Origin of the sequence: Halomonas sp. CnH100-B (assembly GCF_024124605.1) — a bacterium.
GTDB lineage: Bacteria > Pseudomonadota > Gammaproteobacteria > Pseudomonadales > Halomonadaceae > Vreelandella.
The window spans coordinates 451612-467037 of the sequence record NZ_JAMXRX010000001.1 but is presented as its reverse complement, the minus strand read 5'-3'; the positions used below and the strand labels follow the sequence as shown (position 1 = coordinate 467037).

Below are 15426 nucleotides of genomic sequence, written 5' to 3'. Positions count from 1 at the left end.
GCCAGGGGCCTTTAAGACGTCCGTTCAGATAAAGACGCCAACCCTCTACATCGTGGCCAGCCGCTCTTCATCCAACACGCCGGACATCCGCACCATGGCCAGCGCTTCATCCAAGCTGCCCATCTCCTCGATCACCAGCAACTCGTTCTCCAAGCTCACCGGTTGACCTGCTTTATCCGACAGCAGCTTCTCCAGGGAGGCCACGTCCATAGCGTCGTCTAAGTGGTGAATATCGACCGATGCGCTACTCGCGCTAGGCAGGTAGATAGTGCCATTAGAGAAATCCACGGCGTAGGCAATTACCCCGGGTACGATGAAAAACAGCAAACCCACACCGTTGGCAATCGCCACCACCGGGTCGACATCACCGCTCATTTGCCCCTTCCGCTCGGGGTAAAACATGGTACCGCAACCGCTCAATGCCACAATGGAGACACCTACAACGGCCCCCGTTAACCAACGGCGAACTGCTTGCTGCATGGAGGTTCCCTCAAAATCTTGACGTACCGATAGCCGAAGCGATGTGCGTTGTTGTGGTCAAATCAGCGGCTACCGACTCAAAAGCCGTTCGATTCTAGCACACTTCCCATGCGGCACACCCTCGACAGGTTCGTTAGGATTTTGCCGCCTTACCCGCTTGGCCGTACAATGCCGAATTCAACGCTCGATTAAGCGCTACGTTCGATATAACGATTCCGCATCACCGCTACCAACCAAGGAATGCTCACGCCCATGCGCGCCAGCCAATTATTGATTGCGACATTAAAAGAAACCCCGGCCGACGCTGAAGTCATCAGCCACCAGTTAATGCTGCGCGCCGGTATGATCCGCCGTCTTACCTCGGGCCTGTACACCTGGCTGCCCCTGGGGCTGCGCACCCTGCGCAAAGTCGAAGCCATCGTGCGTGAAGAGATGAACCGCGCCGGTGCCCAAGAAGTCCTGATGCCTGCCGTTCAACCTGCTGACCTGTGGCAGGAGTCTGGCCGCTGGGAACAGTACGGCCCGGAATTGCTGCGTTTGAAGGACCGTCACGAGCGCGATTACTGCGTGGGTCCGACCCATGAAGAAGTCATCACGGACCTGGTGCGCAAAGAGATTGCCAGCTATAAGCAGCTGCCGGTGAACTTCTACCAGATTCAAACCAAATTCCGTGATGAGATTCGCCCGCGCTTTGGCGTGATGCGCTCGCGTGAATTCATCATGAAAGATGCCTACTCCTTCCACCTGGACGAAGCCTCGCTCAAAGAGACGTACCAAGGCATGTACGACGCCTATTCGCGTATTTTCACGCGCCTTGGCCTCGATTTCCGCCCGGTCATTGCCGATAACGGCTCCATTGGCGGCACGGGCTCTCACGAATTCCACGTGCTGGCCGACTCCGGCGAAGACGATATCGTGTTCTCCAACGCGTCTGATTACGCGGCCAACATCGAAAAAGCCGAAGCGCTGCCCGCGCCGCTGGGCAGCAACGTCGAGCGCGCGGCCCCCAGCGAAGAGATGCGTCTGGTCGATACTCCGAATGCCAAAACCATCGCCACGCTGGTAGAGCAATTCAAGCTGCCCATCGAGAAGACCGTCAAAACGTTGATGGTTCACGCGGCAGAAGGCGGCCTCATTGCGCTGCTGGTTCGCGGCGACCATGAACTCAACGAAGTCAAAGCGGAAAACCTGCCTCAGGTAAAAGCCCCGCTGACCATGGCCAGCGAAGAGGAAATTCGTGCCGTCGTCGGTGCTGGCCCGGGCTCGCTGGGCCCGGTCGGTTTAGCGATGCCGATCATCATCGACCGCAGCGTGGCCTTAATGAGCGACTTCGGCGCGGGCGCCAACGTCGATGGCAAGCACTACTTCGGCATCAACTGGGAGCGCGATGCGGCTCTGCCGCAGGTGGCTGACCTGCGTAACGTCGTAGAGGGCGACCCGTCTCCCGATGGCCAAGGCACGCTCTCGATCAAGCGCGGTATCGAAGTCGGCCACGTGTTCCAGCTTGGCAAAAAATACTCCGAAGCGATGAATGCCACCGTCCTGGGCGACAACGGCAAAACCAGCCACCCGTGGATGGGCTGCTACGGCATTGGCGTGACCCGCGTGGTCGCAGCAGCCATTGAACAGAACCACGACGATGCTGGCATTATTTGGCCCAATGCGATTGCGCCGTTCCAGGTCGCGTTAGTACCGATGAACGCGCATAAGTCACAGCGCGTACGTGAAGAGTCCGAGCGCCTCTACCAAACGCTGACCGCTGCGGGCTTAGACGTGCTGCTGGACGACCGTGATACGCGCCCCGGCGTGAAGTTTGCTGACCTGGAACTGATGGGCGTCCCTCACCGTTTGGTGATTGGCGACCGTGGCCTGGACAACGGCGAGCTGGAGTACAAAGGCCGTCGCGATAGCGAAGCCACCATGATTCCTGCCGACAAGATCGTCGACTTCCTGCGTGAACAAGCGGGCCTTGCTAGCGCAGAGTAACCGGCAGGTATGTCACTGAGCACTCCTTGGCGGCGTTTGTCGTCTCGGTACGTGAAGTGGGTGCTGATGGGCAGCCTGATGGTGGCTGCCTACCCCGCGCCAAGTGTAGCGGCGCCTGCCCTACGCCCCACGCTGGAAGCAGCCGACCCACAAACGCCCTACGTTCAGTGGCAATTACAGCAGTGGCGCAGCCGTATGGATGCGCCACTTTCCCGCTTTATCGCCTCGCCTGAACGGCGCCACACTTTACTGACGCGCCTCTACCAAGAAGCGCGGTTCGCCGGGCTACCGCCCGAGCTGGTGCTGGCATTAATTCAGGTCGAGAGCGCCTTTAATGCTGATGCGGTGTCGTCTGCCGGTGCCGTTGGCTTGATGCAGATCATGCCGTTTTGGGTAGAGGAGCTTGGCCTGCCCATGGACGACCTTACGGAACCCAACCGCAACCTGCGCTATGGCTGCACGATTCTAGCCCACTACCTCGCCGTCGAACGGGGAGACTTTACCCGCGCGCTCGCTCGCTACAACGGTAGTCTGGGGAAGACGTGGTACCCGGAGCGAGTGCTCAAGGCGTGGCAAGATCACTGGCGCTAAGCGTTAACGTCTTCAATCAACCCAGCGTGATAGAACTGCGCGAGTAGCTGCGCCACGTCTTGGCGTACCTGCTCAAATTCTGCGCCTGCAAAAAAGCCTGTGAGCGTGTCACTCACGCAGTCAATATCCAGCGGTTCGTGATTCAACAGCGCCCACACGGCCCGGCTGGTGGTATTCAGCCGATGAATCGAGCCGCCCTCCTCGGCAATCACAAATAGCTCGTCACCTAGTGGAAACTCAAACGCTGCCTCACTGGCCTGCCACTGGCGCGCATCCGTTGGCTCAAGGGCAGGTATCACGTCAGGAGTATCGCCACGAGGCTGGCTGGCCAGTGCCAAGCTCTCTAGGGTGCCATTTCCCCAGCATTTCGTGAGCCACCTGGCCGCATCAAAGGCGTCGCAATAGCGCAGCAGAAAACAGGGCAAGCCCTGAAGCAGTGGCAAGAAGCGCTCGATCAGCGCCTGGTCAGATTCGTGCTCGGCAAAATTTTGCTGTAACAGCTGCCATAACCCATCGCCTGGCTGAAGGCGGGTGAGCTGGGGCTCGTTTAGCGATTCATCGCGGTCAATCAGTAATATCGCCCCCAGCGGGCAGCGCTGGCCGTGGCCAGCTAACTGGGTATTGTCCAAACGAAGGTAACCATAGCGGGCGTCCTTAGGGCCAAGGTGCGTTTGTACAAACTGACGAAACTCCAGAGACATCGCGTCAGGAAGCGGTAGCCGCAAGCGAGGTGCCACGCCCAGCGCAATCCCTTCCCCTTGCTTGTTGAGCGCCAGCACATCATCACCAAACACTCGCTGCCCAGCCGCTGCAAAGGCGGCGGTTAAGGTGCTTTTGCCCGCCCGGTATGTATCGGGAAAAATCACCAACTGGCCATTGATTTCCACTGATCCGCAGTGCAAACCCACTAACTCTGGGTGACGATAAAAATATGCCCCGGCAGCATCCGCGATAACGCTACAGGCGGTTCCTACCGCGCTGTCCAGCAGCGCTCCCTCAGGAAGCGCGGGCGCCTCTTGCCAATACCCCTGCGGATGCCGCCACACGCAAATCTCCGGCGATTGGGTTTGCGCGGCGCAAGGCGTCAAGGGCCAGCCTGGCATGGCGGCTGTCAGTACAGGCAGCAACCCTTTGGCATTCACTAACCGAAGGCAAGGCCCAACGCCTTCTAGCGTATAATCTTGATGGTGGCTCGGCATGGCCGCTCCCTTACCAGCGCGGCAGCACACGGCTTAGGCGAATTTCAATGACGCCGTCGCGCTCCCAACGTGAGCGCTGGGGCCGAGAGTAATAACGCTCCGGATAGCCATGGCCATGGCGTGAATGATGCTGATGAGAATGGCGCGCTCTGGAATAATCAGGGCGGGAGTAACGGGGGCGCGAATAGTGCGGCCGGGAATAATGGGGACGCGAATAGCTGGGTCGTGAGCGACTTGGGCGCGAGCGATGGTGATGATCACGCGCTTCGGCTTGGCCCATAGAGAACAACGTCGGTGCAACGTAAAGGGCGGCAGCCCCCAAACCTAAACTTGCCAACACTTGGCGACGAGAACGGCGCTTATTTAACAGCTTTCGGGAATTATCGATCTCTTTACTCATCTCGGCTCTCCTGATCGGTATGGCAAACAGATTAACGAACACTGTTTCTAAAGCTACTCTAGCCCCGCCGACCGGGTGACACCATGCTATCTACTTGACTTCCCCATTGTTTACTCTTTTTCACTTTCTGTGAGTATATCGTTAGTGCGAAAACATGACTTTGCCACATAATAGTTACATGATAAGCCACCCCTGTACTTACTTAGGTAACTTTCCATGCTTACATTGCGTAAAGGCGTGCGTTTAACCCACCCACTAAAGACGCTTGGTTACTTGATAGCTATGACGAGCCTATCTGCCCAAGCCGCCAATGTAAGCGTCACCGACACGGCAGGTACACCGCTGGAAAACGCGGTCATCGAAGTGTATTACGACGCTGCCACGCCGACGGATGCCCAGACGAAAAACATCGTTCAGCGCAATGCGGCCTTCAACCCTCAGGTCACGACGATTCCCACCGGCAGCCACGTGGCATTCCCCAACGAGGACACCACACGCCATCATGTGTTTTCGTTTTCGCCCGCCAAGACATTCGACCTCGAACTCTTTTTGAGCGAAACCCCACCGCCGGTTCACTTCGAGAAAGCCGGCGTCGTGGTGCTGGGTTGTAACATCCATGATCAAATGCAGGCGTTCATCGTGGTCAGCGATGCGCCTTATGCCGCCCTGACCGACAGCGCAGGCAACCTATCTCTGCCAGCGCTTCCCGAAGGCAGCCACCGAATGCGAGTGTGGCATAGCCGGATGGATGACAGCCAAGCCGTCTGGTGGGAAGGCGAGATTAGCGATACCGACAACCTCACCGTGGCGTTGGAGCTAAACGCCATTCCTCCCCAGCCGCCCACGCTGTCGCCGCTTCAACAGCGTTTCCAAAACGCGACGCATAGTCACTAAACGAGATGACCATGCGCTTTCGCACGCGACTCACGATAGTTCTGTTGACGGTTGTGATCATTTCGCAACTGGCAACGGGCGTCGCGTTTTTGCGCGCGACACAAAACGATGCACTGGCGAAAGGCAACCAGCGTTTGGAGGTGGGCGCCCGCGTGTTTCAACAGCTGTTGAGCATTCGTGGCGAGCAGCTGTTGGGTAACGTGGCCATCCTCGCCGACGACTTTGGCTTCAAAAGTGCCGTCGCCACCCAGGATACGGCAACCCTTTATTCGGTGCTGGCCAACCACGGTGACCGCGCCCAGGCCGACATGGTGATGCTCAGCGATTTGAGCGGTAACATTCTGGCCAGCAGCCACCATGAACAGAACAGTGCCATGCCCTTCCCAGGCCTGTTCCAGCGTGCTCAGCAAACCGGTAGCGGTGTCGGCGTGGTGATCGATAATGGCGAACCTTATGAGTTCGTGCTGTTACCGGTGCGCGCACCCAACCTGATTGGATGGGTCGGCATGGGGTTTCTGATCAATGAAAACGTGACCGAAGAGATCAATGCGCTCACCGGGCTGGAAATCAGCATTGTCACCTATAACGCCAGCGGCGATATCAGCTATCTCGCCAGCTCCCACCAAGAGCAGCTCGCCATGAGTTTAATGAGCGATAGTGGCTCTCAGCTGATGGAGGGTGCCTACACCACCAGCAACCAGTTATCGCTGGACGGTGACTACCTCTCTTACGCAACGACGCTCATGGCAAACCAGCGGTATCAATCCTTTGCCCTCATTCAGCTCTCCCGGAATGAGCTGTTGGGTGCATACAGCCAGCTACAGTGGCAGCTACTGAGCATCGTCGCGCTGATGGTACTGCTCACCCTGGCCGTGGCGCTATGGAGTGCACGCAGTATCAGCAGGCCGCTGATTGCGTTAGCGCAGGCCGCGAAGCGTATCGGTCAGGGCGAGCGCATCGATGACATTTCGAGCGGCAGCACGGTGACCGAGACCAATCAACTGGCGACGACGCTGCTCTCCATGCAGGAGGACATTGCCGAGCGGGAGGCCTCGCTGCTCCACCAGTCGCGTCACGATCTGCTGACCAACCTACCCAACCGGGTCAGTGCCTTCGAAGATCTCCAGCGTTTTATCGTATTGGGGAAGCCTTTTACGCTGCTGCGTTTGTCCATCAATGACTTTCGCGACATCAACGACACCTTCGGTTACGAACTCGGCGACCACCTGTTAGTGACCTTGGCCGACCGTTTACAGCGCTTGGGCGCTCCCGTGGAAAAAGCGTACCGCCTGGATGGTGATGAGCTCATGCTGATGATCGACGCGCCCGAGTTACGCGAGCACATGCGCGAAGAGATCATCGCAGAGATCAGCGAGCCGGTGAGTCTGGAAAAATCGCTGATCGTCCCAGCGCTCTCTGCCGGTGAGGTCAACTACCCCGTCCATGGCGATAACGCGCAGCTACTGCTGCGCCGCTCGGATATCGCCCTTGACCAAGCGCGCCGACATCGTCGCCCTCACGAGCGCTACGTCGAGGGTCAAGACGAGCAGCACCTGCGCCAGCTGATGCTGATTCGCGATCTCCAGGAAGCCGTCGACAACGGCGAACTATGGATGGCCTACCAGCCCAAAGTCGATACCATCACGGGAAACGTTTGCCAATTCGAAGCGCTGATGCGCTGGCGCCATCCGACGCTCGGCTTCGTGCCTCCCGACGAATTCATCGGTTTGGCCGAGCGCTCGGGCAATATTGGACTGCTCTCCGACTGGATGCTGGCCCACGTATGTGAGCAGCTTTACCACTGGAAACGCCAGGGGCGGCATCTTTCGGTGGCGATCAACCTCTCCGCAAGCGATGTCATCGATCCTGGCCTGCCGATGCACATCCATGAGTTGTTCGAGAGTTACGGCTTGACGCCCGACCAGCTCGCGCTGGAAGTCACCGAAAGTGCCGTCATGCAGGATGTGAATGCCGCCACCGAAACGCTGATGGCGCTCAGCCAAATGGGACTGAAAATTGCCGTGGATGACTACGGCACCGGCTACTCGTCGCTGGCACAAATTAGACGGCTGCCGGTGGATGAGCTGAAAATCGACAAATCGTTCGTCTTGAAGCTGGATACTCAGCAAGAGGATCTCACCATCGTTCGCTCGACCATCGAAATGGGCCACCACCTTGGGCTCAAGATCGTCGCCGAAGGCGTCGAGAACAGCACCAGTGCGGCGCTATTGAGCCAACTGCACTGCGATTATCTTCAGGGGTACTGGATCTCCAAACCCATGCCAGCGGAGGCCGTTATCGACTGGCTGGACCAATTCAAGACGCTATCACTCTCAGCCGCGGTCACTCACTAATTAAAAAAGGGGACACTATGCGCAACACCGGCTCATCAAAACGGCGCGCGATCGTCGCGGCGACCGCACTTGGCGCGCTACTGGCTGCCACCGCTAGCATGGCGGGCAGCCGTATCCTAGGCACCGGTGCGGTCAGTGCCATCGAGGGAGCCGCGGGGGGCGGCCTTTCTCCTTGGGCCGTGCTGTCCAGCACCGCCAGCGACGACGAAATAGGCGTCACCGCAGCGGCAACGCGGGCGTGGGTCGATGACTACCAGCTCACCGTGACGGGCGCCAACGTCAATCTCCATGACCGTATGGAGTTTTCCATCGCCCGTCAGACCTTCGAGCTATCGACGCTGGGCGGAGAGCTGGAGCAGGACATTTATGGCGCTAAAGTCCGCCTGTTTGGCGATGTGCTCTACCACCCGCTCGGCGTGTGGAGCGCTGGCGTGATGCACAAGCGCTTGGTGGATGGCACCGTACCTACGGCGCTCGGTGCCGATGACGTGAACGGTACCGACGCCTATCTCAGTGTCAGCAAACTACTCTTCAACGCCTTCCTAGGTCGGAACGTGCTGCTCAACGGCACGTTGCGCAATACCTCGGCCAACCAAGGCGGCCTGCTGGGCTTTGGCGGCGACCAGGGCGGCCACGCCTGGATGGCAGAGGGCAGTGTCGGGGTCTTCGTGACGCCGAGTTGGGTCGTGGGTACTGAATATCGTCAAAAGCCGGATAACCTGAGCGTTGCCGACGAAGAGGATTGGCAGAGCGTCTACAGCGCATACTTCTTCAACAAACACGTGTCGCTGACCGGCGCCTGGCTGGATTTGGGCGATATTGCGGGGCTGCCCTCTCAGCGTGGTGGCTACCTCTCCTTACAGGCGGCCTTCTAAACCGCTCTCGCGCTTCACGCGCCACGAAAAAGACGACGAAAAAGGAACCGCCATGAGACTGCATCACTCTTTGCAAAGCATTTCGCGGGGCACGCTAGTGGCCGGGGCACTAGTCGGCGTGTTGGCGCTGGCCGGGTGTGCCCAGCACGCACAGCAGGCCACGCTGTATGAACGTATGGGCGGCCAGCCCACTATCGATGCGGTGGTCGAGAACTTGCTTTACCGCATTGCCGATGACGAGGAGATCGTCAGCTACTTTGCCAACAGCAATATCGATCTGTTCGCTGCTTCGCTAGCAACGCAGCTCTGCGATGTGGCCGACGGCCCCTGTCAGTACGATGGCCCGCCCATGGACCGCGCTCACCAAACCATGGGCATCACCGATGCGCACTTTAACCGCGTGGTGGAGTACCTGGACGCCGCCATGATCGAAGAGAACGTCCCCCTCGCCGCGCGTAACGATATGCTGGGCCGTCTAGCACCGATGTACGACGACGTCATGCGCTTGCAGTGATTTGCCAGCCATCTCGCCCAGCGGTTTTCACTTGATAAAGCGCTTTGTCGGCCGCTGCATAGGCCCCAGCAAAGGAGGTGGCATCGGCCACAAAGCGCGCGCCCCCAATGCTCAAAGTCACATCTTTATTATCAGGATGCGCAGGATGAGGACATTGGGCGGCCTCTAACCCCACCTGCAGCGCCTCACAAAATTGGGTTAGCGCTTGGTCGCTGGGGCATGGCAGCAGCGCCGCGAACTCATCGCCTCCCAGCCGGTAGAGCCGGGCCTCTTCGCCCAGGGCATCCTCCAGCAGCGTCGCCAGTCGGCGGAGCAGGCGATCTCCCTCAGGGTGACCGAGGGCATCGTTGTACTGCTTGAAAAAATCGATATCGACCAGAATCAGCCCCATGGAGCGCCCCGAATACCTCGCCACGTCCTGATAGAGCGCGCTCCGATTACCGATGCCGGTCAGCGGGTCGCGCATGGCCCTGGCCATCCAGGCAAATTTTTCTGCGTTCGCTCGCTCGGTGCGTTTGAGCTGACGTTGGTGCATGACCCAGAACAGCAGGCCAAGGGCAAAAATCAGCACACTGGAGTAGGTCATTACTTGGTTGTGACGGCGAGTGCTGGATGAAAAGTCGTTGATGGCCATACCACGACGGTCGAGCTGATTCATTTCGATACTGGTCAAGCACTGCACCGGTACGAACAGCGCGTGGGCGGCGTCGAAGGGGTCGATTTGCTCGGTGTCGAGCAGGTCGGCGATGTCATCCATGAGCGCTAGACTGGGGGCGGTGCAGGCGTACTTCTGCCGATAGATATCTACGTCGAAGAGCCCATAGGCTAATTCCAACGAGTGGCGGGCATTGCCAACCTCCAACGGCGACGTCGCGACGAGCAGCTCCTCTTGGGCACGCTGCACGTACCCCCGAGCCCGGGTGGCCAACTGCTGCCCCGTCAGGCTGCCGGTCTGGCTAAAGTACGCCTGGATTTCCGGATAGACCCAGCGTGCCTCGTAAACGATCAGCACCATCAGCCCCACGAAGCTCATCAAGCTCAGCGAGAGCCAGGTAAACAGCCTGCCCGATCCCCAGCGAACCGGCGGCTCGGGCGGCTTCTCAGGCTCGGTAGACATCACCACTGCGCCTCGATGCTACGAATCATCCAAATCCAGTCGTTGAAGTCGCGCAAGTTCTCGACATCGCGCCCCGTGTATTCACGCTCGACCAATCGAATCGGCCCCCGCGAGCGCAGGGTCAGCGGCTCACCCTCCTCGATGGTCACCAAATACCAGGTCGGGTCATCCCAGCCCCCCAGGCTTACCTCGTAATCGTCCCAGGCGGTGAAGTGCAGCGTGGGCGGCACCTCGCCAAAATGCTCGATCAAAAAGTCACGAAAGGAGACCCCGCGCATCTCCACGTCGCGGCCTTGAAAGGGGTCGAAAACGGTAAAGCTCGTATCGGCGCGATCGCGCAGATCCCCCAGCGCTACTTTTTGTGTGGAATCACCATTGATCAGGCTAAGCGCCTGGGCACTGGCGCTGAGTGGCACGCCGACAAGCAGTAAAACGACGAGCCCCCTAGCTGCTTTTGAGAGCGCCCCACTGCAACGTAAGGACAAACGAGACAGAACAGCCTTCATCGCGGTCAGCTTCCTAGTTTGGTTTAGTGCACGATAGTGGTCGAGGCACTTTACCAGAGCATGACCGCCAATGCTTTTCAACGCCAATTAACACTCACGCTTCCGTCTTATTTCTCCTCAACCGCCTCTTACCTCTCCTCCTCCATGGCATGACGCGGTATAAACACGAGGCATAAAAAAGCCGGCCCATTGGGCCGGCAACAGGAAGCTTACACCTTGGCGTAAGCCCCCTCCCCTGACGACTGTCACAGCCGATTGGCTAGAGCCGCGTCGCGCTCGCGCTAAGGCATCGTCGGCGTCACGACTTTTTACGTTCGCCTTTGCGCAAATGATCGCGAATCACGAAACCTACCCAACCCACCATAAAAGCGATCACTAAAGCGACAGTGGCCAAGCCGAAAATAACAGCCTCGTCCCAGTACATGATGTTCCCCTCTCGCCGTGATGTATGGGGCCATCGTACTGCGTCCAGAAAAGAGGAAACTGACCTGGATCAAGCTTTACCAATGACCACCATGGCGGCGATCGCGAACTTGATGCAGGTCAGTTTTTTGGGGGCTTAAAGAACTTTGCGGTCTTCTACGCTACGATGCTCGGTGCCTGGGGGCAGCGGGTGGCCTTTGGCAAGCTCGGCACGGGTCGCTTCACGAACGTCCAAAATCGTCACCTGATAGCGCAGCGTGTGGCCTGCCAACGGATGGTTGGTGTCCACGGTGACGTTATCGCCGTCGATGGCGAGCACCGTGACGATCTGCGGGCCAGCCTCACCCTCGGTCTGAAACCGGCTGCCGGGTTCGATCGCCGCACCGCCAAACGAGGCGCGGCTCACCTCTTGCACCAGGTCTTCGTTACGCACGCCATACGCGTCGGCGGGTGCCAGCGTAACGCGCAGCTCGTCGCCTGCCGTTTTACCGGCTAAATCACGCTCCAGGCCCGGCAGAATGTTGTCGTGGCCGTGCAGATACTCCAAAGGTTGTTGACGCGCCTGGGAGTCATCCAACACGCGGGTGCTGCCATCGCTGAGCACATCGCTAAGCACGTAGTGCAAGGTCACTACCTGATGGGCGGTAATCGACATGGAAAACTCCTCTCCGGTAAGCTGTCGGCTTTGTCATGGAACGCTGACCATGAACCCTAGACACAGTCTAACATCGTCGGGTTTTTCAGCGGGCCACGTCACCGATGTTTTCTTTTGGGAGTACGTCCTTACATGCCCACCCCGACTCCCCAGCGCAGTTGGCTGGCGGCGCTTGGTATTTACTGCAAAGCGCCAGTGATCACCATGCTGTTTTTAGGCTTTTCCGCTGGCCTGCCCTTTTTACTGGTGTTTTCCACGCTCTCTGCCTGGCTGCGTAGCGATGGCGTCGACGTTGCCGCTATCGGCTTTTTTGCCTGGATCGGGATGCTCTACTCGATCAAATTCTTCTGGGCACCTGTCGTGGACCGGCTTGCTCTACCGCTACTGACGCGGGCGTTTGGGCAACGACGAGGCTGGATGCTGCTGGCCCAAGGCATGATTGCCGCTGGCCTCATTGGCTTAGCGGGCGTCGACCCCGTGGGTAATTTGGGCTGGGTGGCCGCCTTTGCGCTGCTGGTGGCGTTTGGCTCCGCGACGCAGGATATTGCGATAGACGCTTACCGTATCGAATCCGCCAATGACGATGTCCAGGCGGCCATGGCCTCCACCTATATCATCGGCTATCGCGGCGGGCTGCTGGCGGCGGGTGCCGGTGCGCTGTATGTGGCTTCGGCGGTGTCGTGGCACGCCGCCTACCTCACCATGGCGGCTCTGGTCGGCATTGGCGTGCTCACCGTCTTGATTCGACCGGAGCCCCAACGCGCTTCGCTGACCGTGCAGCTCATCCACGAGCCCAAAGTGCGCGCCTTCATCCGCGCCAGCCGGGGCCAGCCGAAACCGCTGCGGCGTATGGGCGCCTGGGTGATTGGCGCCATCGTGTGCCCGTTTACCGACTTCTTTCGTCGCTTTGGCGTGAAGGCGATGGGCATTTTGCTATTCATTGCCGTGTTTCGCATCAGCGACTTGGCCATGGCCTCCATGGCCAACCCGCTGTATATCGACTTGGGCTTTTCACTGGCGACCATTGCCAACGTCACCAATATATTTGGGATTGCCATGAGCATTGCCGGGGGGATTCTTGGCGGTCTACTGGTGGCCCGTTATGGCATTGGCCCACTGCTGATTTTTGGCGCAGGACTGGTGATGGTCACCAACCTGTTGTTTGCGGTGCTTGCGCTGATTGGCAATCAGGTGCCGATGCTGGTGGTGACGATCATCGGTGATAACCTCGCTAACGGCCTCGCCAGCGCGGTATTCATCGCGTTTTTGTCGAGCTTGACCTCGCGCGCGTATACCGCCACGCAGTACGCGCTGTTTTCGTCACTGATGACGCTGCCAGGGAAATTCCTCAGCGGGTTTGGTGGCATCGTCGTGAGTGCTCAGGGCTATGCCACGTTCTTCGTTGTGGCCACGCTGCTCGGCCTACCCGCCATTGTGCTGGCGATCTGGATCAGCCGCGACAAGCAGCTCGTACCTGCCCCGGTGAACGGGGCAGGCCAATAAGACCGTCAGGGAGGCTCAGCGATGGTTGGCTAGCCACTCCAGCGCCCCAGGAGTCGTGCGCCACTGGTCACGCATCAGCGTGCGGTACTGCCATGCTTCGGCCCGGGAGCCAGGGTCGACCTGCCCATCGGCGTGGGGCATGGAAGGTCTGGGGTTCTCGGCGCAGATCAGCTCCAGCGCATGGCGGTTGTGTGCCATGACATCTTGAATGGCGATTTCCGCCGCTGCCTGCTGGCCTAACCGATAGAGCGCCAGCGTGCGCCCCATTAGAAGCCCTAGCACCAATGAACCATCGTCTTTCTGGGGCTCTTCGGTCAGTGCCAGTGCCTCTTCGTTACGGTGGTCGCGCAGCAACTGGTCCAGCACCAGTTCCCTCAGGCCTAGGCTGTCTTCCTGATCGATCGCCAGCAGCTCTTCGGCCAGCTCGCGTGAGTGCTGGCGGGCACCGCGCTCCATCCCGACGACCAGCGCCAATCCGGTGCGCAGCAGCATGGCGTTATCGGCGTCGTCCCAGCATAGGCTGCCGTCTCCGGCGGCGCGGGCCTGCTCCAACCAGCGAGACAAGCGCAACGCCAGTGGCTCTAGCAGCGTGGGAGCCATCCACGGCAAGCTGCCGAAGCGGCTGGTCAGCGCCAGCGTCAGATCCTGCACAACCTGGGGCGCGTCTAGCCATTCGGGATGCGCACACAGTGCCGACATCCACTCCACCGCATTACCCCAGGGATCATCACGGAAGCCTAGCGCCACGTCTTCGTCCACCATGACCTGAAACTGCTCGTGCCAAGCGGCAAACAGCGTCTCTTCGCGGGCGGTGGTGGTGTAGTGCAGGCGGCCGGACTCGGCATCCTGCTCGATGGCGAGTTTGGGAGCCACGGGCAGCGCTGCCAGCAGCGCTTGTAGCGACACCAGCGGCGTCGCCATGTCTTCTTCGGCACTCAGCAGCTGATCGGCCAGCGTGGCACCGGGGTTATCCGCCAACGCGGCCAGGAATTCGAGCTGATCTTCGTCCAGGTCTCCCTGGCGCACCAATCGGCGGTACCAGAAGTTAGCCCGCTCTTTGGCCTCGGCTTCGTGGCCTTCGTGGAGCAGCAGCATGGCTTCGATGTAGGCCAGCGTCGGAGAGTCGGGCAGCGCCTGCTGGGCTTTGACGAACGCCGCGCGAGCGCTATCCAGATCGTCGTTATCCAGGTGCATCAAACATAGCCGCTCCAGGGCGACGCCGCGCAAAAAGAGCGGCCCTCGCTCCATCACGTCGTCCAGCAAGTCGGCACGCTTGCGAGTAAAGCCACGCTCTTGATAGATATCCAACAGGATCTCGAAGGCGGGTTCGGCCTGCTCCGGCAGGCGCGACCAGTCGCTGCCATCGAACAGCGACTCCAAAATCTGCATTGAGCGGCCCGTCTGGCCGCTTTCAGCGGCGATCAGCCCGGCTTCCAGCAATGCTTGCGCCGGGGCCTGCTGGCTCTCCAGGGCCGCTTTCAGGGTCGCGCCTTTCCATTCGCGCAGCGAGAGCATCCACATCATCTGTTCGGGGATTTCCGTGGGAAAACTCACGCGGTAGCAGCACTGCTTGTACTTGCGTCCAGAATCGCACCAGCACGGCTCGTTGCGGCCGGGCGTCGCCAACGGCTCGCTAGCGAATGCCAGCCGTTCCAACGGCGTTTGCGACCACAGAATGGGCGCTAGCGCTTGTGCGGTCGCCAGATCGCCGTTGAATGCTTCTGCGCCGTCGGCACGTACCCACGTCATGAAATCGGGGTAGTGCTCCTGCTGCCTGATTGCCGAGAGTGCCCCAGAGGCAAATCCCAGCAGTTGATCGACCCATACCGCCAGCATTGCCGTCTCCACTGTCTTCAAGACTATTGATCGGTGAATCCAATTAAAAAGCGCAATAGTCTAGCACGGCTGGCGGTGCTACCGCAGCGGCAA

The 15426-nt window shown here is 59.4% G+C and carries 15 protein-coding genes; 7 read left to right on the top strand and 8 right to left on the bottom strand.

The window, feature by feature from the left end:
* Positions 1 to 45: 45 nt before the first annotated feature.
* A complete protein-coding gene (locus tag NH398_RS02035) occupies positions 46 to 480 on the bottom strand; it encodes a hypothetical protein (RefSeq protein WP_159342424.1) in 435 nt (144 codons plus the stop codon).
* 252 nt (positions 481 to 732) lie between these two features.
* Here NH398_RS02035 and NH398_RS02030 point away from each other — a divergent pair, with 252 nt between their 5' ends.
* Both NH398_RS02030 and NH398_RS02025 read left to right on the top strand, forming a co-directional pair.
* On the top strand, positions 733 to 2466 hold the full coding sequence (locus NH398_RS02030) for a proline--tRNA ligase (RefSeq protein WP_253016164.1): 1734 nt from the start codon (positions 733 to 735) through the stop codon (positions 2464 to 2466).
* A gap of 9 nt (positions 2467 to 2475) precedes the next feature.
* The gene (locus NH398_RS02025) at positions 2476 to 3057 is read left to right on the top strand and encodes a lytic transglycosylase domain-containing protein (protein ID WP_253016162.1); all 582 of its coding nucleotides are present in this window, start codon (positions 2476 to 2478) and stop codon (positions 3055 to 3057) included.
* Here NH398_RS02025 and NH398_RS02020 read toward each other — a convergent pair.
* Complete coding sequence (locus NH398_RS02020; protein ID WP_253016161.1) at positions 3054 to 4256, bottom strand: PqqD family protein; 1203 nt, start codon at positions 4254 to 4256, stop codon at positions 3054 to 3056. The two genes, NH398_RS02025 and NH398_RS02020, sit on opposite strands and share 4 nt — an antisense overlap.
* 33 nt (positions 4257 to 4289) lie before the next feature.
* The gene (locus NH398_RS02015) at positions 4290 to 4517 is read right to left on the bottom strand and encodes a hypothetical protein (protein ID WP_253016159.1); all 228 of its coding nucleotides are present in this window, start codon (positions 4515 to 4517) and stop codon (positions 4290 to 4292) included.
* A gap of 421 nt (positions 4518 to 4938) precedes the next feature.
* Here NH398_RS02015 and NH398_RS02010 point away from each other — a divergent pair, with 421 nt between their 5' ends.
* From NH398_RS02010 to NH398_RS01995, 4 genes are read left to right on the top strand one after another with little or no spacing between them, the layout of a single operon-like run.
* Positions 4939 to 5550 carry a Cupredoxin gene (locus tag NH398_RS02010; protein WP_253016158.1) on the top strand — a complete coding sequence of 204 codons (612 nt, stop codon included), beginning with the start codon at positions 4939 to 4941 and terminating at the stop codon, positions 5548 to 5550.
* A gap of 11 nt (positions 5551 to 5561) precedes the next feature.
* Positions 5562 to 7904, top strand: coding sequence for an EAL domain-containing protein (locus NH398_RS02005; protein ID WP_253016156.1), 2343 nt, complete (start codon positions 5562 to 5564; stop codon positions 7902 to 7904).
* A 17-nt stretch (positions 7905 to 7921) separates the two neighbouring features.
* Entirely contained in the window at positions 7922 to 8779 is an 858-nt protein-coding gene (locus NH398_RS02000; RefSeq protein ID WP_253016154.1) for a DUF3034 family protein, read from the top strand.
* Positions 8780 to 8831: 52 nt separating this feature from the next.
* Positions 8832 to 9293 (top strand): group 1 truncated hemoglobin, encoded by a 462-nt coding sequence (locus NH398_RS01995; protein ID WP_159342431.1) that lies wholly within the window; start codon positions 8832 to 8834, stop codon positions 9291 to 9293.
* On the opposite strand, the gene NH398_RS01990 is transcribed toward NH398_RS01995, so the two are convergent.
* The 4 genes from NH398_RS01990 to NH398_RS01980 form a co-directional block, all read right to left on the bottom strand.
* On the bottom strand, positions 9277 to 10410 hold the full coding sequence (locus NH398_RS01990; protein ID WP_253016153.1) for a GGDEF domain-containing protein: 1134 nt from the start codon (positions 10408 to 10410) through the stop codon (positions 9277 to 9279). The two genes, NH398_RS01995 and NH398_RS01990, sit on opposite strands and share 17 nt — an antisense overlap.
* Positions 10410 to 10826 (bottom strand): hypothetical protein, encoded by a 417-nt coding sequence (locus NH398_RS01985; RefSeq protein WP_253016151.1) that lies wholly within the window; start codon positions 10824 to 10826, stop codon positions 10410 to 10412. The genes NH398_RS01990 and NH398_RS01985 overlap by 1 nt, the downstream gene beginning before the upstream one ends.
* Before the next feature lie 388 nt (positions 10827 to 11214).
* Complete coding sequence (gene ccoM / locus NH398_RS16695) at positions 11215 to 11340, bottom strand: cytochrome c oxidase subunit CcoM (RefSeq protein ID WP_290441362.1); 126 nt, start codon at positions 11338 to 11340, stop codon at positions 11215 to 11217.
* Positions 11341 to 11475: 135 nt separating this feature from the next.
* Entirely contained in the window at positions 11476 to 11994 is a 519-nt protein-coding gene (locus tag NH398_RS01980) for a peptidylprolyl isomerase (protein WP_159342432.1), read from the bottom strand.
* A 132-nt stretch (positions 11995 to 12126) separates the two neighbouring features.
* On the opposite strand from NH398_RS01980, the gene NH398_RS01975 reads away from it, so the two are divergent.
* Positions 12127 to 13497: an MFS transporter gene (locus tag NH398_RS01975; RefSeq protein ID WP_253016149.1), complete on the top strand. Its 1371-nt coding sequence runs from the start codon at positions 12127 to 12129 to the stop codon at positions 13495 to 13497.
* Between the two features lie 15 nt (positions 13498 to 13512).
* Here the strand turns inward: NH398_RS01975 and NH398_RS01970 are convergent, their stop codons facing one another.
* Positions 13513 to 15333, bottom strand: coding sequence for an SEC-C domain-containing protein (locus NH398_RS01970; RefSeq protein WP_159342434.1), 1821 nt, complete (start codon positions 15331 to 15333; stop codon positions 13513 to 13515).
* Positions 15334 to 15426: the final 93 nt, after the last annotated feature.

Excerpts from the sequence above, each read along its gene's own strand:
- NH398_RS01975 (WP_253016149.1), top strand. The coding sequence starts at position 12,127 with ATGCCCACCCCGACTCCCCAGCGCAGTTGGCTGGCGGCGCTTGGTATT.
- ccoM (WP_290441362.1), bottom strand. The coding sequence starts at position 11,340 with ATGTACTGGGACGAGGCTGTTATTTTCGGCTTGGCCACTGTCGCTTTA.
- NH398_RS01970 (WP_159342434.1), bottom strand. The coding sequence starts at position 15,333 with ATGCTGGCGGTATGGGTCGATCAACTGCTGGGATTTGCCTCTGGGGCA.
- NH398_RS01990 (WP_253016153.1), bottom strand. The coding sequence starts at position 10,410 with ATGTCTACCGAGCCTGAGAAGCCGCCCGAGCCGCCGGTTCGCTGGGGA.
- NH398_RS02025 (WP_253016162.1), top strand. The coding sequence starts at position 2,476 with ATGTCACTGAGCACTCCTTGGCGGCGTTTGTCGTCTCGGTACGTGAAG.
- NH398_RS02010 (WP_253016158.1), top strand. The coding sequence starts at position 4,939 with ATGACGAGCCTATCTGCCCAAGCCGCCAATGTAAGCGTCACCGACACG.
- NH398_RS02020 (WP_253016161.1), bottom strand. The coding sequence starts at position 4,256 with ATGCCGAGCCACCATCAAGATTATACGCTAGAAGGCGTTGGGCCTTGC.
- NH398_RS02005 (WP_253016156.1), top strand. The coding sequence starts at position 5,562 with ATGCGCTTTCGCACGCGACTCACGATAGTTCTGTTGACGGTTGTGATC.
- NH398_RS01980 (WP_159342432.1), bottom strand. The coding sequence starts at position 11,994 with ATGTCGATTACCGCCCATCAGGTAGTGACCTTGCACTACGTGCTTAGC.
- NH398_RS02000 (WP_253016154.1), top strand. The coding sequence starts at position 7,922 with ATGCGCAACACCGGCTCATCAAAACGGCGCGCGATCGTCGCGGCGACC.
- NH398_RS02030 (WP_253016164.1), top strand. The coding sequence starts at position 733 with ATGCGCGCCAGCCAATTATTGATTGCGACATTAAAAGAAACCCCGGCC.
- NH398_RS02035 (WP_159342424.1), bottom strand. The coding sequence starts at position 480 with ATGCAGCAAGCAGTTCGCCGTTGGTTAACGGGGGCCGTTGTAGGTGTC.
- NH398_RS01995 (WP_159342431.1), top strand. The coding sequence starts at position 8,832 with ATGAGACTGCATCACTCTTTGCAAAGCATTTCGCGGGGCACGCTAGTG.